Source organism: Aeromonas sp., from assembly GCF_050252055.1.
In the GTDB taxonomy this organism is placed as follows: Bacteria; Pseudomonadota; Gammaproteobacteria; order Enterobacterales; family Aeromonadaceae; genus Aeromonas; species Aeromonas caviae.
Genome location: NZ_JBFWLQ010000006.1, coordinates 278,010 through 303,953, shown reverse-complemented (window position 1 = coordinate 303,953; position 25,944 = coordinate 278,010). Strand labels below are relative to the sequence as shown.

Annotated in this window: 21 protein-coding genes; 6 read left to right on the top strand and 15 right to left on the bottom strand. The window is 61.3% G+C overall.

The genetic code is table 11. The features are described 5' to 3' along the window. Positions 1–153: 153 nt before the first annotated feature. From AB7E19_RS13325 to tapM, 9 genes are all read right to left on the bottom strand, one after another. Positions 154–1,026, bottom strand: coding sequence for a Dam family site-specific DNA-(adenine-N6)-methyltransferase (locus tag AB7E19_RS13325; RefSeq protein WP_244053460.1), 873 nt, complete (start codon positions 1,024–1,026; stop codon positions 154–156). A 70-nt stretch (positions 1,027–1,096) separates the two neighbouring features. Next, positions 1,097–2,653, bottom strand: coding sequence for an SPOR domain-containing protein (locus AB7E19_RS13320; protein WP_266109718.1), 1,557 nt, complete (start codon positions 2,651–2,653; stop codon positions 1,097–1,099). Further along, on the bottom strand, positions 2,643–3,725 hold the full coding sequence (gene aroB / locus AB7E19_RS13315; RefSeq protein ID WP_039039582.1) for a 3-dehydroquinate synthase: 1,083 nt from the start codon (positions 3,723–3,725) through the stop codon (positions 2,643–2,645). The genes AB7E19_RS13320 and aroB overlap by 11 nt, the downstream gene beginning before the upstream one ends. A 17-nt stretch (positions 3,726–3,742) precedes the next feature. Beyond that, a complete protein-coding gene (gene aroK, locus AB7E19_RS13310) occupies positions 3,743–4,261 on the bottom strand; it encodes a shikimate kinase AroK (protein ID WP_010673824.1) in 519 nt (172 codons plus the stop codon). Between the two features lie 191 nt (positions 4,262–4,452). Continuing rightward, positions 4,453–6,678: a type IV pilus secretin PilQ gene (locus AB7E19_RS13305; RefSeq protein WP_266109719.1), complete on the bottom strand. Its 2,226-nt coding sequence runs from the start codon at positions 6,676–6,678 to the stop codon at positions 4,453–4,455. Between the two features lie 16 nt (positions 6,679–6,694). Further along, positions 6,695–7,222, bottom strand: coding sequence for a pilus assembly protein PilP (locus tag AB7E19_RS13300; RefSeq protein WP_029314119.1), 528 nt, complete (start codon positions 7,220–7,222; stop codon positions 6,695–6,697). A gap of 2 nt (positions 7,223–7,224) precedes the next feature. Continuing rightward, positions 7,225–7,821, bottom strand: coding sequence for a PilO family type IV pilus biogenesis protein TapO (gene tapO / locus AB7E19_RS13295; RefSeq protein WP_041212566.1), 597 nt, complete (start codon positions 7,819–7,821; stop codon positions 7,225–7,227). Then, complete coding sequence (gene tapN / locus AB7E19_RS13290; RefSeq protein WP_039039579.1) at positions 7,818–8,387, bottom strand: PilN family type IV pilus biogenesis protein TapN; 570 nt, start codon at positions 8,385–8,387, stop codon at positions 7,818–7,820. Before tapN ends, tapO begins: the two co-directional genes overlap by 4 nt. After that, positions 8,375–9,436 (bottom strand): PilM family type IVa pilus assembly protein TapM, encoded by a 1,062-nt coding sequence (gene tapM / locus AB7E19_RS13285; protein WP_041212565.1) that lies wholly within the window; start codon positions 9,434–9,436, stop codon positions 8,375–8,377. The genes tapN and tapM overlap by 13 nt, the downstream gene beginning before the upstream one ends. 298 nt (positions 9,437–9,734) lie before the next feature. On the opposite strand from tapM, the gene AB7E19_RS13280 reads away from it, so the two are divergent. After that, a complete protein-coding gene (locus tag AB7E19_RS13280) occupies positions 9,735–12,224 on the top strand; it encodes a penicillin-binding protein 1A (RefSeq protein WP_010673818.1) in 2,490 nt (829 codons plus the stop codon). Between the two features lie 70 nt (positions 12,225–12,294). Here the strand turns inward: AB7E19_RS13280 and oxyR are convergent, their stop codons facing one another. From oxyR to AB7E19_RS13265, 3 genes are all read right to left on the bottom strand, one after another. Further along, complete coding sequence (gene oxyR / locus AB7E19_RS13275) at positions 12,295–13,191, bottom strand: DNA-binding transcriptional regulator OxyR (protein WP_010673817.1); 897 nt, start codon at positions 13,189–13,191, stop codon at positions 12,295–12,297. Positions 13,192–13,320: 129 nt separating this feature from the next. Next, complete coding sequence (locus AB7E19_RS13270) at positions 13,321–13,965, bottom strand: DsbA family protein (RefSeq protein ID WP_043155970.1); 645 nt, start codon at positions 13,963–13,965, stop codon at positions 13,321–13,323. A 74-nt stretch (positions 13,966–14,039) separates the two neighbouring features. Continuing rightward, a complete protein-coding gene (locus tag AB7E19_RS13265) occupies positions 14,040–14,897 on the bottom strand; it encodes a Vmh family MBL fold metallo-hydrolase (RefSeq protein WP_368223943.1) in 858 nt (285 codons plus the stop codon). Between the two features lie 120 nt (positions 14,898–15,017). Between AB7E19_RS13265 and AB7E19_RS13260 the strand changes: the two genes are divergently transcribed. After that, complete coding sequence (locus tag AB7E19_RS13260) at positions 15,018–15,932, top strand: LysR family transcriptional regulator (RefSeq protein WP_427935569.1); 915 nt, start codon at positions 15,018–15,020, stop codon at positions 15,930–15,932. 61 nt (positions 15,933–15,993) lie between these two features. Here the strand turns inward: AB7E19_RS13260 and AB7E19_RS13255 are convergent, their stop codons facing one another. Continuing rightward, the gene (locus AB7E19_RS13255) at positions 15,994–16,776 is read right to left on the bottom strand and encodes a BPSS1780 family membrane protein (RefSeq protein ID WP_069652133.1); all 783 of its coding nucleotides are present in this window, start codon (positions 16,774–16,776) and stop codon (positions 15,994–15,996) included. A 186-nt stretch (positions 16,777–16,962) separates the two neighbouring features. Further along, positions 16,963–17,124: a hypothetical protein gene (locus tag AB7E19_RS13250; RefSeq protein ID WP_180911452.1), complete on the bottom strand. Its 162-nt coding sequence runs from the start codon at positions 17,122–17,124 to the stop codon at positions 16,963–16,965. A 137-nt stretch (positions 17,125–17,261) separates the two neighbouring features. On the opposite strand from AB7E19_RS13250, the gene AB7E19_RS13245 reads away from it, so the two are divergent. Beyond that, on the top strand, positions 17,262–18,089 hold the full coding sequence (locus AB7E19_RS13245; RefSeq protein WP_039039573.1) for a M23 family metallopeptidase: 828 nt from the start codon (positions 17,262–17,264) through the stop codon (positions 18,087–18,089). Between the two features lie 87 nt (positions 18,090–18,176). On the opposite strand, the gene AB7E19_RS13240 is transcribed toward AB7E19_RS13245, so the two are convergent. After that, positions 18,177–19,511: an MATE family efflux transporter gene (locus AB7E19_RS13240; RefSeq protein ID WP_052814495.1), complete on the bottom strand. Its 1,335-nt coding sequence runs from the start codon at positions 19,509–19,511 to the stop codon at positions 18,177–18,179. Between the two features lie 153 nt (positions 19,512–19,664). On the opposite strand from AB7E19_RS13240, the gene mscM reads away from it, so the two are divergent. The 3 genes from mscM (at position 19,665) to AB7E19_RS13225 (ending at position 25,681) form a co-directional block, all read left to right on the top strand. Next, a complete protein-coding gene (gene mscM, locus AB7E19_RS13235) occupies positions 19,665–22,940 on the top strand; it encodes a miniconductance mechanosensitive channel MscM (RefSeq protein ID WP_045525588.1) in 3,276 nt (1,091 codons plus the stop codon). Positions 22,941–22,969: 29 nt separating this feature from the next. Beyond that, positions 22,970–23,647, top strand: coding sequence for a glycerophosphodiester phosphodiesterase (locus AB7E19_RS13230; RefSeq protein WP_427935565.1), 678 nt, complete (start codon positions 22,970–22,972; stop codon positions 23,645–23,647). A 156-nt stretch (positions 23,648–23,803) separates the two neighbouring features. After that, positions 23,804–25,681: a methyl-accepting chemotaxis protein gene (locus AB7E19_RS13225; RefSeq protein WP_010673807.1), complete on the top strand. Its 1,878-nt coding sequence runs from the start codon at positions 23,804–23,806 to the stop codon at positions 25,679–25,681. Positions 25,682–25,944: the final 263 nt, after the last annotated feature.

Sequence of the window (25,944 nt, the reverse complement as noted above, 5' to 3'; positions counted from 1 at the left end):
GCAAAAGGGCGATGAAAACGACCCGCATCTACAGAACACGCCGCTCCGGCACCATGGCTGGCACACGATGCCAGGCCCGTCTCACAGAATGCCAGCGGGATCGCCAGAGGCCGCATCAGAAATGACAACGGCCCCTCAGGGACCGTTGTTCACTCAGCCGACGGCAACCAGCTCCGCCTCACCGGGATAATAGCCCTGTTCGGGCTCGATGCCGGGCGGATAGAGCGCCAGCAGCTCGGCCACCTTGTTGCGACCACCGCCGTTGCGGCTGATGGTGCGCTTGACCAGGATCTCGTCGAGCCGGGCGCCACGATAGAGCTCGCGGGTCAACTCGATGTCATGGTTGCTGATGAGCACGGGCACCCCTTTATGGGCGGCGGTGTGGCGAGCCAGCCTGGCCAGCAGCGCCTGATCGTCCAGGGTGAAACCGCCTGCCGAATAGGTGGTAAAACTCGCCGTGGTGGAGAGGGGGGCATAGGGCGGATCGCAGTAGATCACCCAGTCTTCCTCTGCACGGGCCATGGCGTCGGCATAGCTTTCACAGATGAACGTCGCCTTCTGCGCCTTCTCGGCAAACGCCCACAGCTCTTTCTCCGGGAAGTAGGGTTTCTTGTAGGAACCGAAGGGAACGTTGAACCCCCCCTTCTTGTTGTAACGGCACAAGCCGTTGAAACCATGGCGATTCAAAAACAGGAACAACTGAGCCCGTTCAAACCCGACCGCGGTCTGGTTGAACTGGGTACGCAGCCGATAATAGGCGGTCTTGTGGTTGTGCTCGGCCACGAACAGCTTGCGGGCCTCGCTGATGAAGCTGTCCGGCTGCTGCTTGAGGTGGTTGTAGAGGCCAATGAGATCCGGATTGATGTCGTTGAGCACATAAGCGTCGTAATCCGTGTTGAGAAACACGGATCCCGCCCCGACGAAGGGCTCCAGCAACACACGCCCGGCCGGCAAACGCTCGGCGATCTCTTCGACCAGGGAGTATTTTCCCCCGGCCCATTTTAAAAACGCGCGTGTTTTTTTCATGGAAGTCCGGTGTTGACAAGGCTATGCCCAAAAAAGGGGGGTGATTCTACCCCCTTCTTCGGGTGGCTGGCTATTGCTTCAATTCTTTTTGTATCTGGGCGAATGACTTGGGCCAGGGTTGTCCCTTGAGCAAGGCAGGCGACAGCTTGCGAATGGCCGCCTTGGCCTGGGCACTGCTGGCGTAGTCTCCCTGCACCACCACATACCAGGGACTGCCACGGAAGCGGGTCTTGTAAACCCACACCTTGCCCGCCAAGCCATGCTCGGCCACAAAGCTGTCTACCGCCTTGGTATTGCTCGCCCCCATCAACTGGATGCTGTAGTGATTCTTCGGCTTCTTGTTGAGAGTCGCCACCGGCGTCAACGCCACCTTGGCCGCCGGTGCCGCGACCGGTGCTGTCTGCGCGCCACTGGCCGGTTGAGCCTCTGTCCGGGCCGGGACACTGTTCGGGGCCGGATTCTTGACCTGGGCCGTCGTTCCGGTCGGGACCGCACGGGAACCGCTCCCCACCAGCTCATCCACCACGGCCGTGGGCAAGGCGCCGCTGACGTTCGGCTGGTTCATCAATTTCTCGACCACTTCGTCGGAGATGACGACCCGGCGCCCCTCATAGTTGGTTGACTCCGTGGTGACCGTCTCGCTCTCGACCTTCTTGGGCAAGGGCTTGGCATCGGACTGCCAATCGCGGGCAACCTGATTCCCTGACGGGATGGCAGCGGCGCCACTGTTCGCCTGAGTACCCAAAGCCCCGCTCGCCGCACCGACGTTCACAGGATCGCTTGAGACGGGATCGGGCAACGCCATCCCCTGGGACGGAGCCTGGGCGGGGTCCTGGCCTGCACTGTCGAACAGGGGCAGATAGCTCAGGGCCAGCAACCCGCCCGCCACCAGGGCAAGCACGATCGCTATCTTCTTGACGGGCAACTCGGCCTGACGTTTCTTGGGCCTTCTGTCGGTCATGGTATCCTCCAGTAACTGCATGATGGCTGACGGATGTCCGCCCGCCCCATTCAGGATCTCTTCCACTTTCGGCTTGGGCAAGAGGGCAGTCGGGATCTTGAGCTCTTTGGCCTTCTCATACAAGAAGATACGTTGCTCAGGAGCGCTCAGTGGCGCGACTTCCAGCTCGAGGGCTGGCATGGCTCGTCCCTTGAGGAGCGCCTTCTGGTTGCGACACCAGGCGTCATCACCCGAGAGCAGGATGGCCAGTTTATGAGGAGATGCCAGGGTATCGTTGTGACGACAGAGCGCCCACAACTCCCCCACTAGCTCGGCAGGCAAGGTATCGGCACGTTCGATGATGAGCAGCAGTCTGGCAGGCTTGTCACCCACCATGCGAAAGAAGCTGTCCGCCAGGGCATCCTGCGCGTTGAACAGGGGACGTGCCACCACCTGCTGCAACAGCAACTGGCGCACATCCGCCATCTTCATGGACGGGCTGCCGATGAGGCTGGCCACCCGCACCGCATCGGGCAGTTGGGCAAGCAGCGACTCGCACAGTGTGCCACGGCCACTGCCTGGCTTGCCGGAGAGAAAAACAAAGGGGTGGTTGAACTCGATCAGGTGCAGCAGCCGGTCAACCAACTGCCGCTGAGAAGGCAGTTTGAGCAATTTATTAGTGGTCACGACCAGACTCGATCACCGCCATCAATTGCTCGTCTGTCACATCGGCCACGACCTGGGCCTGTCCGATCCCGATCGGCAGCACCAGCCTCAGTTTGCCTTCCAGCACCTTCTTGTCACGGCGCATATGGCGAATGAAGGCGGCAAAATCCATATCGGACGGTGCCTTGACCGGCAAATCGGCGGCCAACAGCAGATCGCGGACTCGTGCCACCTCTTGCGCCGTCATGTCGCCACGGGCCAGGGCCGTCTCGGCCGCCAGCATGGTTCCCGCCGCCACGGCTTCACCGTGCAGCCAGTTGCCATAACCCTTCTCCGCCTCGATGGCATGGCCGAAGGTATGTCCCAGGTTCAGCAAGGCGCGCACGCCGTGCTCGGTCTCGTCCTGACCGACCACATCGGCCTTGATCTCGCAGCAGCGGCGAATGGCATAGGAGAGTGCATCACCGTCGAGGCGCTGCAGGCGGGTCATGTTGGTTTCAAGCCAGGAGAAGAAGGCGGCATCCCAGATGATGCCGTATTTGATCACCTCGGCCATGCCGGCGGCAAATTCCCGGGCAGGCAGGGTCTTGAGGCAGTCGGTATCGATGATCACATGCTTGGGCTGATAGAAGGCACCCACCATGTTCTTGCCGAGGGGATGGTTGACGGCGGTTTTGCCGCCGACGGAAGAGTCAACCTGGGAGAGCAGCGTGGTAGGCACCTGAATAAACGGAATGCCTCGTTGGTAGCTTGCCGCAGCAAAGCCGACAACATCACCTATCACACCGCCCCCCAGAGCGATCAGAGTGGTATCACGGCCATGGCTGGTTTCCAGCAGAGCAGACATGATCCGCTCGAAGGTCGCCAGGGTTTTGTAGGCCTCGCCATCGGGCAGGATCAGGTGTTCCACCTGAAAACCGGACAGCAACTGAATGATCTGTTCAAGATACAGGGGCGCGACCACGGTATTGGTCACAATCATGACCCGCTTGCCCTTGATCGTCTGCGCCAGTACCTCGGGGCGTTGCAACAGACCGGCAGCTATCTCTATCGGGTAGCTGCGTTCACCCAGTTCGACCTTCAACCTTTCCATGGATGTCCTCTAATGAATTACATACCAATCAACTTGACGATTTGATTAGCGACAACTTTGGCACTCTGGTCATCCGTCTGGATGACAAAATCGGCAACCTCTTCGTACAGGGCGTTGCGCTCTTGCGCAAGACGCTCAAGCACTTCACGGGGCGGCTCTTCGGTTTGCAGCAAGGGACGACGCTTGTCTCTCTGGGTTCGCGCCAATTGCTTTTCAATGGTGGTTTCGAGGTAGACCACGATGCCGCGTGCGGAGAGTTTGTTGCGGGTTTCACGGCTCTTGATGGCACCGCCACCCGTTGCCAGCACGATACCCTGCTGTTCGGCGAGCTCACCGATCACCTTCTCTTCGCGGATCCGGAAGCCTTCTTCGCCTTCAACATCGAACACCCAGCCGATATCGGCACCACTGCGGCGCTCAATCTCATGATCTGAGTCGAAAAACTCCATGTGCAGTTGTTCTGCCAGATGTCTACCTATGGTGCTCTTGCCCGCACCCATGGGACCTATCAGGAAAATATTGCGTTTCTCAGCCATGTCTTTTCGTTAGTAATTACAAACTGTATGGCCCCGGTAAACACTCGACCGGGGTACCTATGAACCTTATCTTGCGATGGATCAGGAGGGGGATTATCTCAGTAGAAACCAGGACTGGCAACCGCAGCCCTTACGCCCCAGCCTCATCGGGGCGTAAGGTTATATGTGTTTTACTCTCACAAGTAAAGTTTTCAGAGGGCGTCGGTCACTATCCTCGGGGTCACGAAGATCAGCAGTTCACGCTTCTTGTTTTCACTGGTGGTTTTCTTGAACAGATAGCCCAACCCGGGGATATCCCCCAGCAGCGGCACCTTACTGACATCACTCTTGATGGTCTGTTGATAGATGCCGCCAAGCACCAGAGTTTCACCGTTGTTGACCAACACCTGGGTGGTGATGGACTGGGCGTTGATGGACACCGCATCCCCGGTCCCGGTCGGCACGGTTTCCCCCTTGGTATCCTGAGTCACGGTCAAGTCCAGGATCACCCTGTTGTCCGGGGTGATCTGCGGCGTGACCTTGAGGCTCAGTACCGCCTTCTTAAAGGTGACCGAGGTCGCCCCGCTGGAAGAGGACTCCACATAGGGGATCTCGGTCCCCTGCTCGATCAGGGCCGGCTTCTGGTTGGCCGTGGTGACACGCGGACTGGCGATGATCTCGGCCTTACTCTCCTTTTCCAGAGCCGAGAGTTCAAGATCCAGCAGAGTACCATTGGCAAGACGGGCGACCTGGAACGCCAGCGTGCCGGCCGCGTTGGTCACCGGCAGGTTAACGTTGAGTCTGTCTTCTACGTTGGGGCGAGTGATGGTGGAACTGCCATCATTGTTTCCGGCGCCATCATTACCCTCTATGGTGCCCGAGGTGCCGTTGCCATGACCGTCTGTCTTGGTCACCCCCCAGCGCACCCCCAGAGCCTCATCGAAGCCATCATCAATGGTCACCATGCGCGCCTCGATCACCACCTGCTTGACCGGGATATCGAGGATATCCAGCATCCGCTTGACGTTGCTGATGACATCCGCCGTGTCCTTGACCACCAGCACGTTGGTACGTTCATCCACGCTGACCGCCCCTCTGGGGGAGAGCAGCTTGGTACTCTCGGAGGAGAGCAGGGCCGCCACTTCCGATGCCTTGGCATAGTTGATCTGCAGATACTCGGTGTAGAGGGGGGCGAGATCCGCCACCTGGTTGCGGCTCTCCATCTGCTGTTTCTCGCGAGCGGCAATCTCGTCCGCCGGCGCCACCAGCAGGATGTTGTTGTCCAGCCGTTTGTCCAGCCCTCTGACCTTGAGGATGATGTCCAGCGCCTGTTCCCAGGGCACGCCATCGAGACGCAGCGTGATGTTGCCAGAGACCGAGTCCGTGGTCACCAGGTTCAGATTGTTGAAATCGGCGATGATCTGCAACACGGTACGAACAGGAATATCCTGGAAGTTCAATGAGATGGGCTTGCCTTGGTACTGCTTCGCCGCCGTGGTGGCCACCCGTTTTTTCACCTCGATGATGAACATCTTGTCGGCCTGATCGTAACGGTAGTCAAACTGACCGTTCACCGAGAGCTCGAACAGGGTGTCATTGCCCTGGCGGAACACCTCCACCTGGGAGACCGGGGTAGCAAAGTCCTGCACATTGATGAGGTTGAGCTGATCATCAGGCACCCGGGTACCGTGGAACTTGGCCAGCACTTTCTGACCACGGCTGCTGACATCCACCGCCGCCGAACTGTTGTCCAGCGTCACGAGGAACTCCCCCTGCCCCTCCTTGCCACGGCGAAAATCCACGCCCTTGACCGAGTTGAAGTAGGCGCCCCCCATGTTTGCCTGAGACACGGACAACACCGGCTTGCCGGGGGCAACGGGCGAAGGAGCCACAGTAGGTGTGGAAACCATGGCCGGCTGAGCCTGATACTGGGACTGGTTCTGGGCAACTCGCTGGGTGTCAATCAATGCAGACTGAGTCACCGGCTGGCTTCTGACGAGCGCAGACTGGCTGGCTGCAACAAGCGCCGCCGAGGAAGCGACCGGCTGCCCTGCCTTGTCTCCCAACGCCACCAGCAATTTATTGCCCTGCTGATGGACCTGATAGGGGGTGAGCTGATCGAGGGCGATCTTGATGTCGAGCCCCTGCCCCTTCCCCTCCACCAGGAGGTTGTTCACCCCTTGCTGCTTGATGGGCAGGGGATTGACCGTCAGGGCACCGATGGCCCCGGGTACGTGCAGCAGAAGCTGATTGGGTTCATAGGTCAACCTGTCCGTAAAACCGCTGACCGGTTCGCTGAAGCTGAGCTCCAGCAGGAGTTGATCGGCCAGCAGGGGATTCACCTTGACCTCCTGCAACGCGGGTACTGCCCACACCTGAGTGCATCCGCCCAGCCACAGCAGCGCCACACCGGTCATCCTTCTTATTGTTGTTCTCATCTCTGCTCATCCCTGATCATAGTTTTGCGTCGAGATTGGCCATGGCCAGCTGGGTTTCTCGGGTGACCCAGCATCCTTTGCCATCCGGTACCGTCTCCATCAAGTCAACATGCGTGTTCGTTATCTTGATGACCCTGCCCTGATCCAGCCCCATGTGCTGGTTGAGCCCGACGCGCACGGCTTGCCCGTCCGGGGTTTTGATCAATGCCCACAACTGCCCCTGCTTGCCGATGGAGCCTTTCATGCTCAGGCTGGCAAGCGAGTAGCGTTCCAGCACCTCCTTTTCCCGATTGGCCACTATCTGGGCACAGTCCGGCTTGGCCTTGGCATCCAGCCTGGAACTGGTTTCCGGCTGGGGTGCAATGAACGGACTGCGCTGATCGCTGCGTTGATAGACCATGGGAGAGAAGGGCTTTATCTCCGGCAAAGATTCGATCGGTACCGGCTTTCTGGCCTTGGTCTGTTTGACATACTCATCCATGTCCTCCTGTCCCCCACAGGCCGTCAACAGCAGTGCCGACAAGAGAAGTACGCCCGCTCTCATGCTCATGGCTTTTTCTCCACGGTTTTGCCGTTGTACTTGTAGGTCTTGGCCTGCATGGACATACCGATCAGCTCACCGCCCTTCCCCTGGCTGAGCTGGAAAGAATCCAGGATCACGATACGGGGCAGGGCAGCCATGTCCGCCGTGAACTTGCCAAGTTCGTGATAGGTGCCCACGACCTCGATGCGCATAGGCAGCTCGGTGGAGAACTCGTGTTTCACCTCTGGCTCCCAGTTGATCCTGTTCAATGTCAAACCGTTGTCGGTGGCAATGAAGCTGATGTCATCCAGCAAACCGGCGACTTCGTGGGTGTTGGGCAGCTGCTTGAGCTGGGTGTCGACCAGATGTTCCAGCTGGACCATCTGCTTTCTGTATGCTTCCAGGTTCGCGGCCAGCATGGCCTTGCTCTCGAATTGTCCCTTGAGCTCAGTCTCTTTTGCGGCTTCACGACCCAGGGCCGCCAGGGAATTGGCAATCACGTAGTAATAGAGTGCCCCGCCAAGCAGAGCACAGCAGAAGAAGACAAAGATGCCCTTGGCGATCGGCGGCCAGCGGGCAATGTCATTGAGATCCAGGTCGTTGAGTTGTTGCAGGTTCATTTTTGCCCCTTAGCCACGTTGGGTAGCGCCGTGGCAATCTGGAACATCATGGAGAACTGGCTCAGGGCGATGGGGGCCACCTCGGCCGTGAAAATGGTGCTGAGCTGGGATTGTGTCAGCCAGCCGGACCCGTCGATTCGGCGCATCATGCTGGCCACCCTGCCATAGGCTTCGGTCTTTCCCTTCACGTCTATCTTGTTGTTTTGCAAGGCAAGGCTATCAAGATACACCCCATTGGGGACCAGCACCGGCAGCTGATTGAACAGACGCACAGGGATGTTGCGGCGCATCTGCAACTGCTCGATGAGTTGCATGCGGTCAATCAACTCCTTGCGCCGCTCCTTGAGAAGCCTGATCTCCCCAAGCTGGGTGTCCAGGGTTGCCATCTCCTGCTGCAACCGCTGATTGCGCTGCTGCTGGTAGCCGATCTGCTGCTGCACCAGCCAGTCTGCAGCAAAGGCGATGGCTGCCGTCCCCGCCAGGAACAGACCGAACAGGATACCGAATTGTTTCTTCTGACGCTGCGCCCGAGCCTGCCGCCAAGGCAGAAGGTTTATATTTGACATGGTGTGAAGCTCCTCAGTGCCAGCCCGAGCGCCGTCATGTACTTGGCCCCATGAGTCAGCCCTCCCTCTCCCTGCGGCTTACCAAAGAGTGCAAAGGGATCGGGATGCAGCACCTCGCAGTTGAGCTCGCTGCCGATTTGTCCGGCCAGCCCCGGCAGCAGGCTCCCCCCCCCGGTCAGCACCAGCCTGGAGAGCTCCTTGTTCCCCGAAGAGCTGCAAAACAGCTGCACGTTGCGCCGTATCTGCAACACCAGGGTGCTGAGATGAGGCAATAGGACATCCACCTCATGATCCGCAGGCAGGGAGCCCTGGAGCTTGGCCAGTTCCGCCTCTTCCATACTCATGCTGTAAAAAGAGGCCAATGCCTGGCTGTATTGATCACCACCAAAATTCTGCAACCGGGAATAGATGACCTGGCCCCGTAGCAGGGCGGCGAAAGTCAGGGCGCTGGCACCGATGTCGACGATGCCAACCGGTTTCTCCGAGGTTTGCAGGTCGGGCAGGCAGGCCAGCACGGCGCGTCCGAGCGCATGGGCCCCCACATCCACCACCATGGTCGTCATGCCTGCCTCCGTCAGGGCACTGACCCGGCCACTGACGCTCTCGGTCCGCGCGGCACTGAGCAGGACCTCCTGACGCCCGTTGTCGCCCGCCATGCCGAGGATTTCAAAATCCAGGCTCACTTCATCGAGGGGAAAGGGGATGAGCTGCTCTGCCTCCAGGTGAACCTGGTTCTCCAGCTCGCTCTCGTTGATGTTGGTATCGACCTGAATGATCTTGGTGATGACGTTGGAACCGGTCACGGCCGTGGCCACGTTCTGGCAATCCCCCTGCACGAGCCGCTTGAGCGACTTGAGGGACTGACTGACCCGTTCAATGTCCTGAAGTTGATAGTCGACCAGCGTTCCTCTTGGCATGGGGATCTCGGCAACCGAACCGAGGTGCACCTTGCCGGGACGTCCGCTGATGGTGACGGCCTTGATGGTTTGACTGCCAAAATCAATGCCCGCCATGGAGACGAGGGATCCCTTACTTAATAGCCCAAACATATACACATCCATGCGTTATTGGGTTTTCGGACTTATTGTAGGACAGCGCGTCATGATGTGACGGCTTAACTCAATATAATGCTCTATCTATCAATGTCATAAAGTTTGTGTCAAAAGTTGACGCCCCTCTCCTTTCGGCCTTGATTGCGGCCCCCTTGGTAATTGTGCCCTGGAGTGCTACCCTCCCGCCTCTTCTCGGGGTCGCCTGTTTGCGGACAGGAAAACCTCGAATCCGCGAGGGTAAAAAGGCTATACTCTGCGCCCGTTGGCTAATTTTAAGACGATTGGTAGTTCTTCCATGCTGAAATGGCTCGTTCGCCTGTTTATTGTCATGATGCTGGGTGCTGTGCTGGGCGTTGCCAGCCTCATCGGCATCTACTTCTACATCAAGCCCCAGTTGCCGGACGTCAGCGCCCTGCGCGATGTCAAACTGGCTACCCCCATGAAGGTCTACAGCCGGGACGGGGAATTGATCTCCCAGTTTGGCGAAATTCGTCGCATCCCTCTGCGGCTGGACGAAATTCCCCAGTCCATGATCGATGCCGTACTCGCCACCGAAGATGCCCGCTTCTATGAGCACCCGGGCATAGATCCCATCGGCATCATCCGTGCCGCCACCGTCTGGGCCGTCTCCGGCCAGGCGCGTCAGGGCGCCAGTACCATTACCCAGCAGGTGGCCCGCAACTTCTTCCTGAGCAACGAGAAGACCCTGGTACGCAAGATCAAGGAAGTGTTCCTCGCCTGGCGCATCGAGCAGAACCTCTCCAAGGACGAGATCCTCACCCTCTATCTCAACAAGATCCCCCTCGGCTACCGGGCATTCGGGGTCGGCGCGGCCGCCCAGGTCTACTTCGGCAAGGAGGTCAAGGATCTGACCCTGGACGAGATCGCCATCATCGCGGGTCTCCCCAAGGCACCCTCCATGCTGAACCCGATCCGTTCCCCGGAGCGCGCCTTCGCCCGCCGCAACGTGGTGCTGGGTCGCATGCTGGAAACCGGCAAAATCACCCAGGCCCAGTATGACGAAGCCTCCAAGATGCCGGTCAAGGCCCGTTTTCACGGTGCCGAGACCACGCTGAACGCCCCTTATCTGAGCGAGATGGTGCGCCAGAAGATGGTGGAGCAGTTTGGTGAAGATGCCTACACCATGGGGCTGCACGTCTATACCACTGTCACCGCCAAGCGTCAGCGCGCCGCCCATCAGGCGCTGCTGGACGGTGTCTTCGACTACGACACCCGCCACGGCTACCGTGGCCCGACCGCCTTGCTGTGGAAAGCCGGTGAAACAGCCTGGGACTACGAGCAGATCATGGCCCATCTGGCCAAGCAGCCGACCTATCAGCCCCTGATGGCCGCCGTGGTCACCCAGCTAGGCGACAAGAGCGCCACCCTGGTGCTCAAGAATGGCAAACAGGCCGAACTGGGCTGGAATGGCATCAAGTGGGCGCGTGCCTTCATCACCGACGATCGCCAGGGCTTTGCCCCGAAATCGGCGCGGGATGTACTCAAAGTCGGCGCCCAGATCTGGGTCAGGGAGAAAGGGGAAGAGTTGCTGCTCTCCCAGATCCCCGACGTCAACGCCGCCCTGGTGGCCATGAACCCGCAAGACGGCGCCATCGAGGCCCTGGTCGGCGGCTTCAGCTTCGAGCTCTCCAAGTTCAACCGGGTCGATCAGGCCCGTCGTCAGGTCGGCTCCAACATCAAACCGTTCCTCTATGCCACCGCGCTGGAGCAGGGCTATACCCTGGCGTCCCTCATCAACGATGCACCGATCAACCAGTGGGATCCTGCCAAGGGCCCCATGTGGCAGCCCAAGAACTCGCCCGCCATCTATGAAGGGCCGACCACCTTGCGCCTCGGCCTTGCCAAGTCCAAGAACGTGATGTCGGTCCGCCTGATGCGCGCCATCGGGCTGGATACCTATATCGACGGCCTGACCCGCTTCGGCTTCGCCCGTGATCACATTTCTGCCAACGAATCCCTGGCGCTGGGTGCGGCGGAGTTCACCCCGCTGGAAGTGGTGCGCGGCTACTCGGTGCTGGCCAATGGCGGCTTCCAGGTCACCCCCTACTTCATCACCGAAGTGACCGACAGCTTCGGCACCCCCCTGTTCGAGGCCAACCCGGCCGCCGCCTGCCGCGACTGCGGCGTGCTGGCCGCCGCCGGTCTCGACAGCGCGGATGCCTATGCCAATACCACGGCAGACTGGAAGGCCCAGTGCCCCATCGATCCTGTCGTGCCCAACAACATGGCACCGCAGACCATCAGTGCCCAGAGCGCCTTCCTCATCACCGACACCCTGACCACCGCCATCTGGGGTGGCAATGGCTGGCGTGGTACCGGCTGGCGGGCAGCCCGTGACCTCAAGCGTCACGACATCTCGGGCAAGACGGGGACCACCAACGAATCCCGGGATGCCTGGTTCTCCGGCTATACCCCAAATCTGGTGGCCACCTCCTGGATCGGTTTTGACAACCACCAGCGCGGTCTGGGCCGGGCCGAGTTTGGCGGCGGTGCCGCCCAGCCCATCTGGATTGACTTCATGAAGACGGCTCTGCAACAGGTGCCCGAGCGCAAGATGCCGGTCCCCGAAGGGATCATGCAGGTCCGCATCGATCGTGAAACCGGTCTGCTGACCAATCGCGCCGATGGCAGTACCACAGAGGAGTTCTTCAAAGAGGGCACAGAGCCCACCCGCTACGCGAGCCAGATCTCCGATGGCAACCAGGTGTATGGCGGTGACGATGCGACCACAGACGGTCCCGTCTCCACCGACGACATCTTCTAGGTCCCCCTGGAAACAACAAAAACCGGCGCCCAGGCGCCGGTTTTTGTTTCGGGATGACGAGCGGGCTGCGTCAGCCCAGCAGGGCTTTCATCAGACTCGAGATGCGGGCCGCCAGCTCATTGAAGCAGGGGCGGCGAACCGAGTAGTGACGATAGAGCAGGGAGATGGTGCGCCCCGGCACGGGGTTGATCACCGGGCGATAGCTGACGCCCCCCTCCTCCGGGTTGGCGGGCACGGCGAGCCTGGGCACCAGCGTCATACCGCTGCCAGCGGCGACCATGTTGCGCAAGGTCTCCAGACTGGTACCCTTGAAGCGCTGATCCTCACCGATGCCCGCGGCAAAACAGAAACCCATCGCCTGATCCCGCAGGCAGTGACCGTCGGCCAGCATCAGCAATTTCTTGCCCTTGAGATTGTGCAGGGGCACCGCCTTGGCGCTCGCCTCCGGGTGATGCTGAGGCACGGCCAGCCACATGGGCTCCTGATAGAGGGGGATGGCGCCAAACCCCTCCATCCCTTCCAGCTCCGCCAGCACGAGGCAATCCAGCTCCCCCTCCTCCAGCCGCTTGAGCAGCACTTGGGTCTGATCTTCGTAGAGGTAGAACTCCAGCTTGGGGAAGTGTTCACGCAGATCCTGGATGATGTGGGGCAGCAGGTAGGGGCCCACGGTGGGAATGAAACCGATGTGGATCTCGCCGGACATGGGCTCGGCGAAGTGCTGGCCTATGCTCTTGAGCTCTCGCGCCTCTTTGAGCACCTTGCGCGCCTGACGGGCCATGGCATCGCCGGCGGGCGTGAACAGCACCTTGCGGGAGGTGCGCTCGATGAGGATCACTCCCAGTTCATCTTCCAGCTTGCGCAGCTGGCCACTCAGGGTCGGCTGGCTGACAAAGCAGCGCTCCGCTGCCTTGCGAAAGTGTTTCTCCTCTTCCAGCGCTACCAGATATTCGAGATCGCGAAGGTTCATAGGTACTGCATCCTGCCGTTCAATGAGGCCGATAGCATGCACAAGAACGGTGCGGGGGACAAGGGAGGCGCGCAGACGGGTCTGCCCTCTCCCTCTCCTTTGACAAGCCGCAGGCGATGGGCGAGAGACTCACCCCATCAGGGAGGTGATGTGATCCGCGAACGCCGCTGGCTCTCCCAGATAGGAGGAGACAGGCAGCGCAACGACGCGCTCCCCTTGCATCAATCCCAGGGTCGGGAACCCCTGCCCGCCGAGCCGGCGCAGCCACGCCTGGCTTGTGGCCAGATGGCCCACAAGATCGACCCGACCAAAGGCCAGGGCGAATGCTTCCGGTGTCAGCCCCTGCTCCCGCGCGAGCGCCGCCAGCCGTGTCGGGGAACCGACCCATTCCCCATCCCGGTAGTGGGTTTCCTGGATGCGGTGCAACAAGGCAAGGCCGTCGCCGCCAAGCTCGCTCACCGCCAGAACGGCGCGTATGGGCGGCTCGGAGTCGAGGAGCAGTGACTCGTTGAGCAGAAGCTCGTTGAAGTAGCGCTCACCAAAGCGCTGTCCGGTGAGGGCATGGATGCGCTCGTCATGGGGGCGCACATAGTCCCGCAGGGGCTGTCCCATGGCCTGGCGCCTGGCGCCCATCCAGAGGCCCCCCCCATGCAGTTCGATACGAAGGCCCGGGATCTCGGCAGCGGCTTTCAGCAGGGGGGCGGCGCCATAGCACCAACCACAGAGGGGGTCATAGACATAATGGAGGGTTGTTTGCGCTTCGTTCATCATCATTCTCGCTTCAATGCTGGATAAAAAACCGGGCCCTCGGGCCCGGAAAAAAACACAGGGATGTAGGCGTCAGGGAGTTACCACTTCATCTCGCCGGTATTGACCTTGGCACCGATGGCCAGGCCATCGTCGACCGGCAGGGAGGGGTAAGCCTTCTTCAGCGCTTCAATCAGCTGGCCGGAGTGCTTGGTCTTGGCCAGCTCTTGCTCAAAGCGCTGCACGTAGTCACGGGTGAAGGTCACGGCTTCGGTACCCTTGGGCGCAGTCCCCAGGAAGTGACCCGGCACCACGCGCTCGGGTTTCAGCGCCAGCAGATTGTTCAGCGCCTTGACCCAGTGGCTGCGAGCGGCCTTGGACTGGCTGTCCGCCATCCAGACGTGCACGCCGCTGTAGACCGGCACACCGCCAAAGGCCGTCTTGATGGAAGGGGCCCAGAGGTAGGCATTCGGGGTGTTCATCTCTTTGATTTCAATCTTCTCGCCATCCAGGGTCAGGTGGCTGGCCGTCATCACTTGCGGCACGCTCAGGCTCTTGGGCGCATCCTTGCCCAGGATCGGGCCCCAGTAGCTCAGCTTGGCATCCTTGGTCTGCTTGATATGGTCGACCACATGCTGGTCGGCCAGCACCTTGACATCCGGGAACGCAGCCATGACGGGTTCCAGACCGAAGTAGAAGTCGGGGTCACCGGCACTGATATAGACAGTGGTCAGCTTCTTGCCGCTCTTCTTGATCATGTCCACCAGCGCCTGACCATGTTGCACATCGAACTGGGCATCGATCAGGATGGCCTCTTTGTCACCGGTTACCAGTGAGGAGGAGACGGGGAAGATGGCCTTCTCGCCGGGGTTGTAGACGGTCACGGTCAGGGGGGCCGCCAGGGCGGAACCCGTCATCAGGAGGCTGGTCAGGGTCAGGGTACGCAGTGTGTTGTTCATCAGATAACGCTCATCGGTGTGGATTAATGGAATGAGCGCAGTTTATTGCATCACCATCGATACAAATACCGCATAATGGGCGCATCACTGTTGCACAAATCGAGCATATAGGGGCACAAGATGGATAGGCTGACCGCATTGCGGGTCTTTGTCTGCGTAGTGGAACAGGGCAGCCTGAGCGGCGCCGGGGAGAAACTGGAGATGTCCCGCGCCATGGTGTCGCGCTACCTGGCCGAGTTGGAACGCTGGATGGGGGCCAGATTGCTGCACCGCACCACCCGCCGGCTGAGCCTGACCGGGCCGGGAGAAGAGGCGCTGAACCGGGCCAGAGCCATGCTGGCCCTGGGGGAAGAGATGGAACACCTGGCCATCCGCCATGACGAGGCCCCCAAGGGGCAACTGCGCATAACCAGCAGCTACTCTCTCTCCGAAGCCCTGCTGGTCGGGGCGGCGAACGACTACCTGGCCCGTTACCCCGGCACGGCGATCGACATCCTGCTGCTGGACCGGACGGTCAATCTGGTGGAGGAGCGAATCGATCTCGCCCTGCGCATCACCAACGACCTCGATCCCAACCTGGTGGCCCGCAGGCTCGGCACCTGCCACTCGGTGGTGTGCGCCAGCCCAGCCTACCTGGCCCGCCATGCTCCGCCGCAGCAGGTGCAGGATCTGGCACTGCACAACTGCCTCACCTACACCTATTTCGGCAAGAGCCTGTGGGAGTTTCTGGGGCCCGATGGTCCCGAATCCGTCCCGGTGAGCGGCAACCTCAGCGCCAACATCTCCAACCTGCTGCTGGCCGCCACCCTGGACGGGGCGGGGATCAGCCTGCAACCCGCCTACTCGGTTCAGCCCCATCTGGCAAGCGGCGCCCTGGTCCCCCTGCTCACCCCGTGGCAGCCCAAGCGCCTCGGCGTCTATGCCGTTTATGGCACCCGCAAACAGATGTCCCCCTTGCTGCGCAGCTTCCTCGACTTTCTCGTGGAGCGAATGGCGGACGATCCCCTGTGGCAAGAAGCCCCTCCCCCTCTCTGATCCCTGCGAGCCGCACAAAAAAGGGGCCTCGCGGCCCCTCTTTGCTCCATCCTGTGCCCGGTCAGGCTTCGAAACCGAATGCCTTGACCGGGGTCTCTCCCTCCTCGGCCTCCTGATCCTCCAGATAGATGTCGTGATAGGCGGCATAGATGGAGTAGTTGATGGCAGGCAGCACCACCAGCAAGCCCACCAGCATCAGGAGTGCGCCAAAGAAGATCAGCACAGCCCCGAGCAGCCCCCACCAGAGGAAGGGCCACATGTTGCGCAGACATCCCTTGAAGCTGAGCCTGGCTGCCTGCCAGACCCCGACCTGATGGAAGAGGATAAGGGCGGGGGCGAAGGTGATGGCCATCAGCACGGGAACGAACAGTGCCAATCCCACCAGGGCGCAGACGAGGAAGCCCTGTGCCTGCTCCGGGGTCAGCGCCAGGGAGCCCGGATCCGCGGACAACAGGCCGGTGAGTCCCCACTGGTGCAGCAGGAACACGCAGATCATCAGGATCCCCATGATGAGGCCGAGCACCATCAGGCCCCCCAGCATCAAGGGGGTCAACCGATGGCGGAAACCGGCAAAGAAGTCGCCAAATTGCAGCGCCTCCCCATGGTGACCCCGCCGCGCCACCGCCACCCAGCCAGCCCCCCACACCATATAGAGCAACTGGGAGATCAAGCCCCCCGCCGGCAGCTGATCCAGCACGATGCCCACCACAAACCAGAGCACTATCATGGCCACGCTGGCACCCATCCCCTTGTTGAAGATGTCGAATCCGGTGCGGATCCAGATCCAGCCCTGTCCTATGCCATGGCGTTTGGGTTCGCGGCGCAGGGCCCTGTCACTGTTCATCATTGACCTCGTCGAAAAATAGGGGCGAAGCGGCGTCTCCTCAGGACACGCTCACCGTGACCATGATGGGGCCGGTGCGTACTACCTGGCCCGGCAACCGGGTCGGGGAGAGCCTCATCTTACAGTCGGTGACCTGGGTCGCCGCCGAGTAGGGTACCGCGATGGCGGTATCGAATGGAATAGGGGTCAGGGCCCCTGTCCGGCCATGCCCACCCCGACCCCGACCAGGCTGGTGGTGATGAAACGGTTGTCGCTCGCGAGCGCCCCCAAGATGCGGTAGCGCAGCGGCCCCCTGCTCAGGCTGGCAAGGTCGAAGGGAAAGCGGATCCCCGCAACCAGAGCATTCACCTCGCTGCAATGGCGTGTCCGTTGCGTCCTTCTGGGCCGCAGCCGACGAGTTTATCGGCCACGGTTGACGGACAGCACCGCCAGAATGTGGCATCATCTCCCCCCTCTTGCTTTCCCCCTGATCCGATGGAGTCATCATGCGCCGCCTCTTCTTTCTTCTCCTGCTGCTCGGCAGCCCTGCGCTTCACGCCGAACCGGGGTTTATCAGCCGCCTGCTCAACCACCCGGTGCCGGGGGGCGTGGCCGTGGTACCACTGGGAAGCGGGGCCAAGGCACCCGCAGTGCGCTATCAGGACAAGCCTGTGCTGGTGGTACAGGAAGACGGGAAGACGTGGATCGCCATCGTCGGCATCCCGCTCAAGAGCGCGCCCGGCCCCCATCAGGTAACCACCAGCGATGGCCGCACCTTGAGTTTCACGGTCGGCACCAAGCACTACCGTGAGCAGCACATCAAGCTCAAGAACAGCCGCCAGGTCAATCCGCTGGCCGAAGACATGACCCGCATCAACCGGGAGCTTGCCGAACAGACCCGCGCCTACCAGACCTTCAGCCCGGCTCAGCCGAGCAACCTGCTGTTTGACAAGCCGGTCCAGGGCCCGCTCTCCAGCCCCTTCGGGCTGCGCCGCTTCTTCAACGGCGAGGAGCGCAATCCCCACTCCGGCCTCGACTTCGCGGTCGGAGCCGGCACTCCCATCAAGGCACCAGCCGCTGGCAAGGTCATCCTCATCGGCAACTACTTCTTCAACGGCAATACGGTGTTCGTCGACCACGGCCAGGGCCTCATCAGCATGTTCTGTCACATGTCGAAAGTGGACGTGAAGCTGGGCCAGAGCCTGCCCCGCGGCGGCATCGTCGGCCGGGTCGGCGCCACCGGCCGCGCCACCGGTCCCCACATGCACTGGAACGTCAGCCTCAACGACGCCCGCGTCGACCCCGCCATCTTTATCGGCGCCTTCAAGCCCTGAGGCCGGCGACCTGCCGCCCACAGGCAGGGGCACTCAAAATGAAAAAGGCAGCCAAGGCTGCCTTTTTCATGGACGCATGACCACATCTCAGGCAGCGCTGTGCTGGCGCCCCTCCCTGTTCATCGCCCGCCACATCACCAGGACCAGCAGAGTGCTGCAAGTGGGCAGCGCCAGCCAGACACCGGCCACTCCCCACAGGGAGGAGAAGCCCCACAGGAAACCGCCGATCAGCACCAGCTTGCCGCCGGTGAGCAGGGAAGCGATGCGGGCCCGGTTGATGGCCTGGAAGTAGGTGGCCCCCACCAGCAGCAAGCCTTCCATGGGCAGCCCCCAGAAGTAGAGCCAGATACCGAGGGTCGCCACCGGCAACAGGGCAGCATTGTCCCCCGCAAACAGATAAACCACTGCCTCTGGCCACAGATACAGCGGGATCATCCCGCACAGTGCCACCGCCATGGTCACTCCCAATGCCAGGTTGCGCACCCGCAGCACTCGCGACCAGTTGCCCGCCCCGGCATTGAAGCTGGCGATGGGCTGGATGCCCATGGCGATCCCCTCGAAGATGAGATAGAAGAAGGCCTCGCTGTAGCTGATGACCCCATAGGCGGCAACGTGCAGCGAAGTGCCCACCGAGAGCAGCGCCTTGTTGTGCAGCGCCAGCACCACCGAGAGGTAGAGGTACATCAGAAAACTCGACACCCCGAGTCGCAATGTCTCCCCCATCAGCCGCCAGTCGGGCACCAGGGTATCCCAGCGAATGCGCAACTGGCTGCGGGGGGTAAAGAAGTGCCACAGGCACAGGCCTCCGGTGACCGCCTGGGAGAGCATGGTCGCGATGGCGGCCCCCGCCAGCCCCCAGGGGATCACCGCCATCAGCAGGTAGTCGAGCAGCACGTTGAGCACGCCGCCCCCCACCAGGATCCAGGTGGTGAGGCCGGGTCGCCCGTCGTTGCGCAGCAGGGCGGTAAAGGCCATGGAGAGCACCGCGAACACCCCGAGCCAGGCGTACCACTGCAGATAGGCGAAGCCTGCGTCGAAGATGACCCCCTGCGCCCCCATCCAGACAAGCATGGCCTTGCCGTAACGAATGCCAATGAAGGCGAGCAGCGCAGAAGCGATGAGCACCATCACCAGGGCATTGCCGACGATGTGGCGCGCCCTGGCCTGCTCCCCCTTGCCCAGATAGAAGGAGGCCAGCGACGAGGATCCCATGCCGATCAGGGCACCCACCGCGTAGAGCACGGCGCAGATGGGGTACGCCAGCATCATGCCGGCCAGCCCGTCCTGGCCCAGGATATGGCCGACGAAGATGCCGTCTATGGTGACATAGATGCCGGTGACCAGCATGGCGGCCACCGTGGGGGTGACGTAACGCAAGAAGAGGCGGGAAAGGGGGGCCGTGCCCAGATCGACGGAGGACATAAATTGCTCAATGAAGGGGAACGGCCAGAATAATAGCCAAACAAGACCCAGATCACCCGTTATTTGTGCCGTGGATCATTCATCTTGAGGGCTTTACCCGCCCCGGCCCCTGCTTTAGGCTAGGGCGACTTCTCCTGAACGGAAACGTGCGCCATGTTGCAACGCCTGCTCTGTCTGATGCTCTGTCTCAGCCTGTTCCCCTTCTCCGCTGTCCAGGCTGATGATGCCATCACTCAGGTAGAGGAGCTGCTGCAAAGCATCCCCAAGACGGATACCCCGGAAAACCAGCAACTGCGGGAGAGCTACCAGCAGGCGCTGCAATATGCCCGGGATGCCCAGCGCTACCGGGAACAGGGCAAGGCCTACCAGCAGATCCTCATCGACTACCCCAAGGAGTCCGCCCGTCTCAAGGAGGGGCTGCACAACTATCAGCCCCAGTCCCGCCCGTCCCTCTCCTCCCTCAAAGAGGATGCCCTGCGCCAGGCCATCAGCCTGAGCAGCAACCGCCAGCTCAACCTGCGCAAGGAGCGTCAGGCGGTGACCGACAGCCTCAACCAGCTTGAGAGCACGGGCCAGGAATATCACCTGCGGGTCGACGAGTTGCGCAAGCAGTTGCTCCAGACCCGCTCCCTGCTCGATCGCCTGAGCTTCAGCAACGAGTCGGACAGGTTGCAGGAGGCCCAGCAACTGGCCACCCGACTCAAAGAGCAGAGCCTCTCCGACCGGATCCAGATGCTGGAGCTGGAGCAGCTCTCCGCCCAGCAGCGCAACGATCTGGGCAAGCTCAAGCTGCAGGAGCTCAACCTCGCCATCACCGACGAGGATGAGTGGCAGACCAGTCTGCTTGCCCAGCAGAACCAGCTGCGCCGGGACAAGACCGAGCAGGCCCTGGCCGAGAGTGAACGCCTGCGCCGCCAGCTCACCTCTGACCTCCCCCTCTTGCAGGAGCAACAGCAGCAAAACCAGGCCCTCTCCCTCCAACTGGGGGCCCTCGAGGACCAGATTGAACGGGTGCAGGACGAGCAGCGGGGGGTGGACACCTCCCTCTCCGGGCTCAACGAGCTGGTCAATTCGGTGCGCGAACAGCTGGAGTGGTTGCAGATAAGCAACGCCTACGGCGAGAACCTGCGCAGCAAGCTGGCCGATCTGCCCGCCTACTTCCCGCTGGAGCGGCTGGAGTCAGCCATCGTCAAGGCGCGTATGGCCAAATACCAGTACGAGACCGAGCAGGATGCCCTGAAGGATCCGGTCCAGCTGCGCAACAGCCTGCTCAGTGGAGACGGCATCACCCTGGACAGGGCCCAGCGCGCCGTGCTGGACAACCTGCTCAAGGCAAGGCGGCAACTGCTGACCCGGCTCAACGATGCCTCCGACACCCTCATTCAGGAGCAGACCCGCCTCAAGCTGCTCTACAGCCGTCAGAACAGCAAGATCGACGAGATCCGCGAACTCAGCGCCAGCCATCTGTTCTGGATGCCGGACGTGCGCCCCCTGAGCCCGGCGGTGCTGCTCGGCGTCCCGGCCGCCCTCGGCCTTGCCTTCAACCCGGCCAACTGGCTGCAACTGCCCAGGGCCATCGCCGAGAACAACCCCCTGAGCCTGACCCTGGCTGGCCTCGGGCTGCTGGGGCTGGCCTGGTGCTGGCTGAAACTGGCCCGCCACCTCATTCAATACAGCCAGTACATTGCCCCGCGCATCGGCAAGGTAACCCAGGACAAGTTCAGCCTCACTAGCCGGTTGCTGGTGCGCTCCGTGCTCGCCGCCCTGCCGCTGCCCGCCATGGTGCTCATGGTGCACGGCCTGCTGGACGGCGCCTGGCAATATCCCTTCGCGGTGGCGGTGGCCCGGGGCCTGGGTGAAATCTGGTTCCTGCTGCTGGCCCTGCTGGTGGCGCGCCACCTCACTCTGGAGAAGGGGATCCTCATCCTCCACTTCCGCTGGCAGAAGGAGCGGGTGCAGCGAGTATGGGGACAATTTCGTACCCTGCTGCTGGTGCTGATCCCGAGCTTCTTCGTGCAGGGCATGGCGAGCAGCTATCAGGAGCACGCCTTCTACGACTCCCTGGGACGCCTCGCCTTCATCATCGGGGCCCTCTGGCTGCTGCTCTTCTTTGCCCGCCTCAACCGGGAAAAACTGCCCCTCACCTGGGGTCAGGCAGACATGACCAAGCCCCATCTGCTGCACCACTTCATCTGGAACAGCCTGATGCTGGCCCCGCTGCTGGCTGTGTTGGGCGCCCTGTTCGGCTACTTCTACACCTCCCGCACCCTGCTGCGCCAGCTGGAGCTGAGCCTGCTGGCGGGGCTCGGCTGCCTGCTCGTCTACTATCTGGCCCACCGCTGGATGCTGATCCAGCGCCGCCGACTCGCCTTCGATCGCGCCAAGCAGAAGCGGGCCGAGATCCTGGCGCAGCGGGAGCGGGAAGAGGACGATCTCAGCTCCGAGATCCCCGATGTGGTGGAGGAGCCCGAGCTGGATCTGGATACCATCAGCGCCCAGTCCCTCGGCCTGGTGCGCACCCTGCTGATGCTGGGCTTCACCATGCTGGTGGTGGTGCAATGGTCGGATCTCAACTCGGCATTCAGCTTCCTCAGCAGCATCGAGGTGTGGCAGGTGAGCAGCAAGGTGGCCGGCATCGAGCAGCTCTCCGCCATCACCCTGCAGGATCTGATGCTGACCGTCTTCGCCTTCATCCTGACGGTGGTCACCGCCCGCAACCTGCCAGGGTTGATGGAGCTCACCCTGCTCCAGCATCTGAGCCTCTCCCCCGGCACCGGCTTCGCCCTCACCACGGTGAGCAAGTACCTGGTACTGCTGATTGGCGCTCTCACCGGCTTCTCCATGCTCGGCATCGACTGGTCCAAGACCCAGTGGCTGGTGGCGGCACTCTCCGTGGGGCTGGGCTTCGGCTTGCAGGAGATCTTCGCCAACTTCGTCTCCGGCCTCATCATCCTGTTCGAAAAACCGATCCGCCTGGGTGACACCGTCACCATCCGGGATCTCACCGGCACCGTCACCAAGATCAAAACCCGCGCCACCACCATAGTGGACTGGGACAGGAAAGAGATCATCGTCCCCAATAAGGCCTTCATCACCGAGCAGTTCATCAACTGGTCCCTGTCCGATGCCATCACCCGGGTCCGCTTGCGCATTCGCATCGGCCTGACCCAGAATCCCAAGCAGGTACAGCAACTGCTGGAGCAGAGCGTGCGCGAGTCCACCCTGGTGCTGGATACGCCCGCCCCGGAGGTGTTCCTCATCGAGTTCACCGACTCGGCCCTCATCTACGAGATCCGGCTCTACGTCAACAACATGGATCACCGGATGCCCATTACGCACGAGGTACATTCTCTGATCCTGGAGAAACTCGGCCAGGTCGGCATGCATCTGCCACATCAGCAGATCGACATCCGGATGAGCCGGGGATGAAGCCCCCAAAGACGACAACAGGAGCCATCATGCAGATCATTGCCCATCGCGGTGCCAGCGGCCAGGCCCCGGAGAATACCCTCAAGGCGATGAGCCTGGCGCTGGATCTGGGTGCCAAAGCCATCGAGCTGGACGTGCAGTGGGCCGACGGAGAGCTCTGGGTCTTCCACGACCGGCGACTGGAGCGCTGCACCAACGGCCAGGGTGTGCTGACCGGGCAATCCCGGGAGTACCTGGCGAGCCTGGATGCGGGGGACGAGGAGCGGATCCCGACCCTGTGGCAGGTGATGGCACTGGTGGCGGGGCGCTGCGAACTGCACATCGAGCTCAAGGGTGCCCACACCGCCGAGCCGGTGGCCGCCCTGACCAGGCGGGCCGAGGCCGAGCTTGGCTTTACCCAGGCGCACTGGATCGTTTCCTCCTTTCATCATCCCGAGCTGTTACGCTTCAAAGGACTGCGACCGGAAATCAGGATCGGCGCCCTCACGGCCAGCCTGCCCCTCGACGGCGCCGCCTTCGCCGAGACGCTGGGGGCCTGGTCACTGAACTGCGACGTGGATTTCGTCGACGAGACCCTGGTGGCGGATGCCCATCGCCGGGGGCTCAAGATCCTGGTCTACACGGTCGACGAAGTGAGTGATGGGAGCGCCCTCGCCAGCATGGGTGTCGATGGCATCTTCACCAACCGGCCAGATCGATTCAGCTGAGTATCGGCGCGGCCTGGCAGGCCACAAGGAGGTGAAAAGAATTGAAAAAATGCGGTGCACCGGGATACATAAAGTCCATAGCCAGCCGATACAGAGTTGGCTCATAACAATAACAAACACCATGGATCTCTGACTGACGCTCACAAGGATGTAAACATGAACCTATCCATCAAGAACAAGCTGGTCCTCTCCATCGGGGCCATCATTCTGGTCATCACCGGCCTGCAGGTCTGGTACAACACCTCCCAGTTGCGCAGTGAAACCCAGCGGCTGATCTGGAGCTTCATCGACGACAGCTCGGTCGCCAACGTCAAGGGGATCTCCCGCTGGCTCGACGCCCGCATCAATCTCGTCACCGCCACCAAGGAAGCCTTCGCCAAGGAAGACGAGCCCCTCAGCCACCTGGCCCAGTCCATGAATGCGGGCAACTTCGATCTCGTCTACGTGGGCACCAAGGATGGCCGGATGATCCAGAGCAAGCCGACCGATCTGCCGGCCGGCTATGATCCGCGTCAGCGCCCCTGGTACAAGGACGCCATGGCCGCCGGCAAGCTCGCCATCACGGCTCCCTATGCCGACATCACCACCGGCCAGCTCATCATCACCATCGCCGAGCCCTTCAGTCGCGGCAACACCGACGGCGTCATCGCCGGTGACGTCTCCATCGACGGTCTGGTGAAAGACGTGCTTGCCATGAACTCGGAAGGCACCTATGCCATTCTGGTGGACAGCAACGGCACCATCATCGCCCACCCGGACAAGGATCTGACCCTCAAACCCGCCACCGCCATCTCTCCGGAACTGACGGCAGCCAAGGTCAACGAGCTGGCCCATGACAACACCATCTCCGAGATGGATATCAGCGGCAAGGCGAGCGTGTTCGACCTCACCGAGATCCCCAACACCAACTGGTATTTCGGCATCGTGGTGGATGAAGCGGTCGCCTACCAGTCCGTCTCCCGCATGGTCACCTCCGCCCTCATTCAGGGATTGCTGACCATCCTCATCGTGGCGGGCTTCTCCTATGTCGCCATCAACGGCTCCCTGGCGCCGCTGAAAACCCTGGGCGAGGCAATTGCCGATCTCTCCCGCGGCAACGGCGATCTCACCCGTCGCATCAAGATCGAGCGTGAAGACGAGGTCGGTACCGTCGCCAAGCACGTCAACACCTTCATCGAGCGCATCCACGTCATGGTGCAGGACATCTCCAACTCCTCCACCCAGCTCAACCAGCAGGCCAGGTCTTCCCACGACATGGCGGAGAAATCCAACCAGGGGCTGGCCCGCCAGCAAAACGAGATCTCCCAGATTGCGACCGCAGTGCACGAGATGTCCGCCACCGCCGTCGAAGTGGCCAGCAACGCCGAGCAGACCGCGGAAGCGGCCCGCAGCTCCTCCAGCAGTTGCGAGCACGGCAAGCAGGTGATTGCCCGCAACCAGCGCTCCATCACGGATCTCGCCACCCAGGTCAAGCAGGCCTCCGGCATCATTCAGGAACTGGAGAAGAACGCCCAGGAGATCAACACCATCCTCTCCACCATCCAGGGCATCGCCGAGCAGACCAACCTGCTGGCGCTCAACGCCGCCATCGAGGCCGCCCGGGCTGGCGAGCAGGGACGCGGCTTTGCCGTGGTGGCCGACGAGGTGCGGGTGCTTTCCCAGCGCACCCACAGCTCCACCGTCGAGATCCGCAGCATGATCGAGACCCTGCAGCGCAACACCCAGGGCGCCGTCAGTACCATGCACGAGGGTCAGCTGCTGGCCCAGAACAGCGTGGAAGATGCCAACGATGCGACCCAGGCGCTGGAGCAGATCACCACCTCCATCAACCAGATCTCCGACATGGCGACCCAGATCTCCAGCGCCGCCGAGGAACAGCGTGCCGTCACCGACGAGGTGAGCCGCAACATCCAGGCGGTCAAGGATGTCTCGGACGAGCTGGCAGTGGATGCGGACAGCTCCCGCAATCTGTCGGCCCAGCTTAAAAATATTTCAGGTGAATTGAATAATCAGGTCGGCATGTTCCGCATCTGATCGACCATGGGAAGAAAGGGGCCGTTCAGGCCCCTTTTTTTATAAACCCTTTTTGTTTCAACGGTTATAATCCCCTTTCGAGACCCTCAACCCTGTGATCGACATCTCTTTTTTCCCATGTGTGGGAGACGGGCCCAGTCTGTCATGGCTATATTCGCATTACTTTTTTGATGCCTAACCTCGATATGTCATCGTGATAATAGTTATCATTAAACTGTTTTGATAAAAAACTTAAAAACTTTATGGGTAATACCCAAAAAGAG

Bases quoted from the DNA above. Each gene is read 5' to 3' on its own strand.
- AB7E19_RS13325 (WP_244053460.1), bottom strand. From the start codon at position 1,026: ATGAAAAAAACACGCGCGTTTTTAAAATGGGCCGGGGGAAAATACTCC.
- aroB (WP_039039582.1), bottom strand. From the start codon at position 3,725: ATGGAAAGGTTGAAGGTCGAACTGGGTGAACGCAGCTACCCGATAGAG.
- aroK (WP_010673824.1), bottom strand. From the start codon at position 4,261: ATGGCTGAGAAACGCAATATTTTCCTGATAGGTCCCATGGGTGCGGGC.
- AB7E19_RS13305 (WP_266109719.1), bottom strand. From the start codon at position 6,678: ATGAGAACAACAATAAGAAGGATGACCGGTGTGGCGCTGCTGTGGCTG.
- AB7E19_RS13300 (WP_029314119.1), bottom strand. From the start codon at position 7,222: ATGAGAGCGGGCGTACTTCTCTTGTCGGCACTGCTGTTGACGGCCTGT.
- tapO (WP_041212566.1), bottom strand. From the start codon at position 7,821: ATGAACCTGCAACAACTCAACGACCTGGATCTCAATGACATTGCCCGC.
- tapN (WP_039039579.1), bottom strand. From the start codon at position 8,387: ATGTCAAATATAAACCTTCTGCCTTGGCGGCAGGCTCGGGCGCAGCGT.
- tapM (WP_041212565.1), bottom strand. From the start codon at position 9,436: ATGTTTGGGCTATTAAGTAAGGGATCCCTCGTCTCCATGGCGGGCATT.
- AB7E19_RS13280 (WP_010673818.1), top strand. From the start codon at position 9,735: ATGCTGAAATGGCTCGTTCGCCTGTTTATTGTCATGATGCTGGGTGCT.
- oxyR (WP_010673817.1), bottom strand. From the start codon at position 13,191: ATGAACCTTCGCGATCTCGAATATCTGGTAGCGCTGGAAGAGGAGAAA.
- AB7E19_RS13270 (WP_043155970.1), bottom strand. From the start codon at position 13,965: ATGATGATGAACGAAGCGCAAACAACCCTCCATTATGTCTATGACCCC.
- AB7E19_RS13265 (WP_368223943.1), bottom strand. From the start codon at position 14,897: ATGAACAACACACTGCGTACCCTGACCCTGACCAGCCTCCTGATGACG.
- AB7E19_RS13260 (WP_427935569.1), top strand. From the start codon at position 15,018: ATGGATAGGCTGACCGCATTGCGGGTCTTTGTCTGCGTAGTGGAACAG.
- AB7E19_RS13255 (WP_069652133.1), bottom strand. From the start codon at position 16,776: ATGAACAGTGACAGGGCCCTGCGCCGCGAACCCAAACGCCATGGCATA.
- AB7E19_RS13245 (WP_039039573.1), top strand. From the start codon at position 17,262: ATGCGCCGCCTCTTCTTTCTTCTCCTGCTGCTCGGCAGCCCTGCGCTT.
- AB7E19_RS13240 (WP_052814495.1), bottom strand. From the start codon at position 19,511: ATGTCCTCCGTCGATCTGGGCACGGCCCCCCTTTCCCGCCTCTTCTTG.
- mscM (WP_045525588.1), top strand. From the start codon at position 19,665: ATGTTGCAACGCCTGCTCTGTCTGATGCTCTGTCTCAGCCTGTTCCCC.
- AB7E19_RS13230 (WP_427935565.1), top strand. From the start codon at position 22,970: ATGCAGATCATTGCCCATCGCGGTGCCAGCGGCCAGGCCCCGGAGAAT.
- AB7E19_RS13225 (WP_010673807.1), top strand. From the start codon at position 23,804: ATGAACCTATCCATCAAGAACAAGCTGGTCCTCTCCATCGGGGCCATC.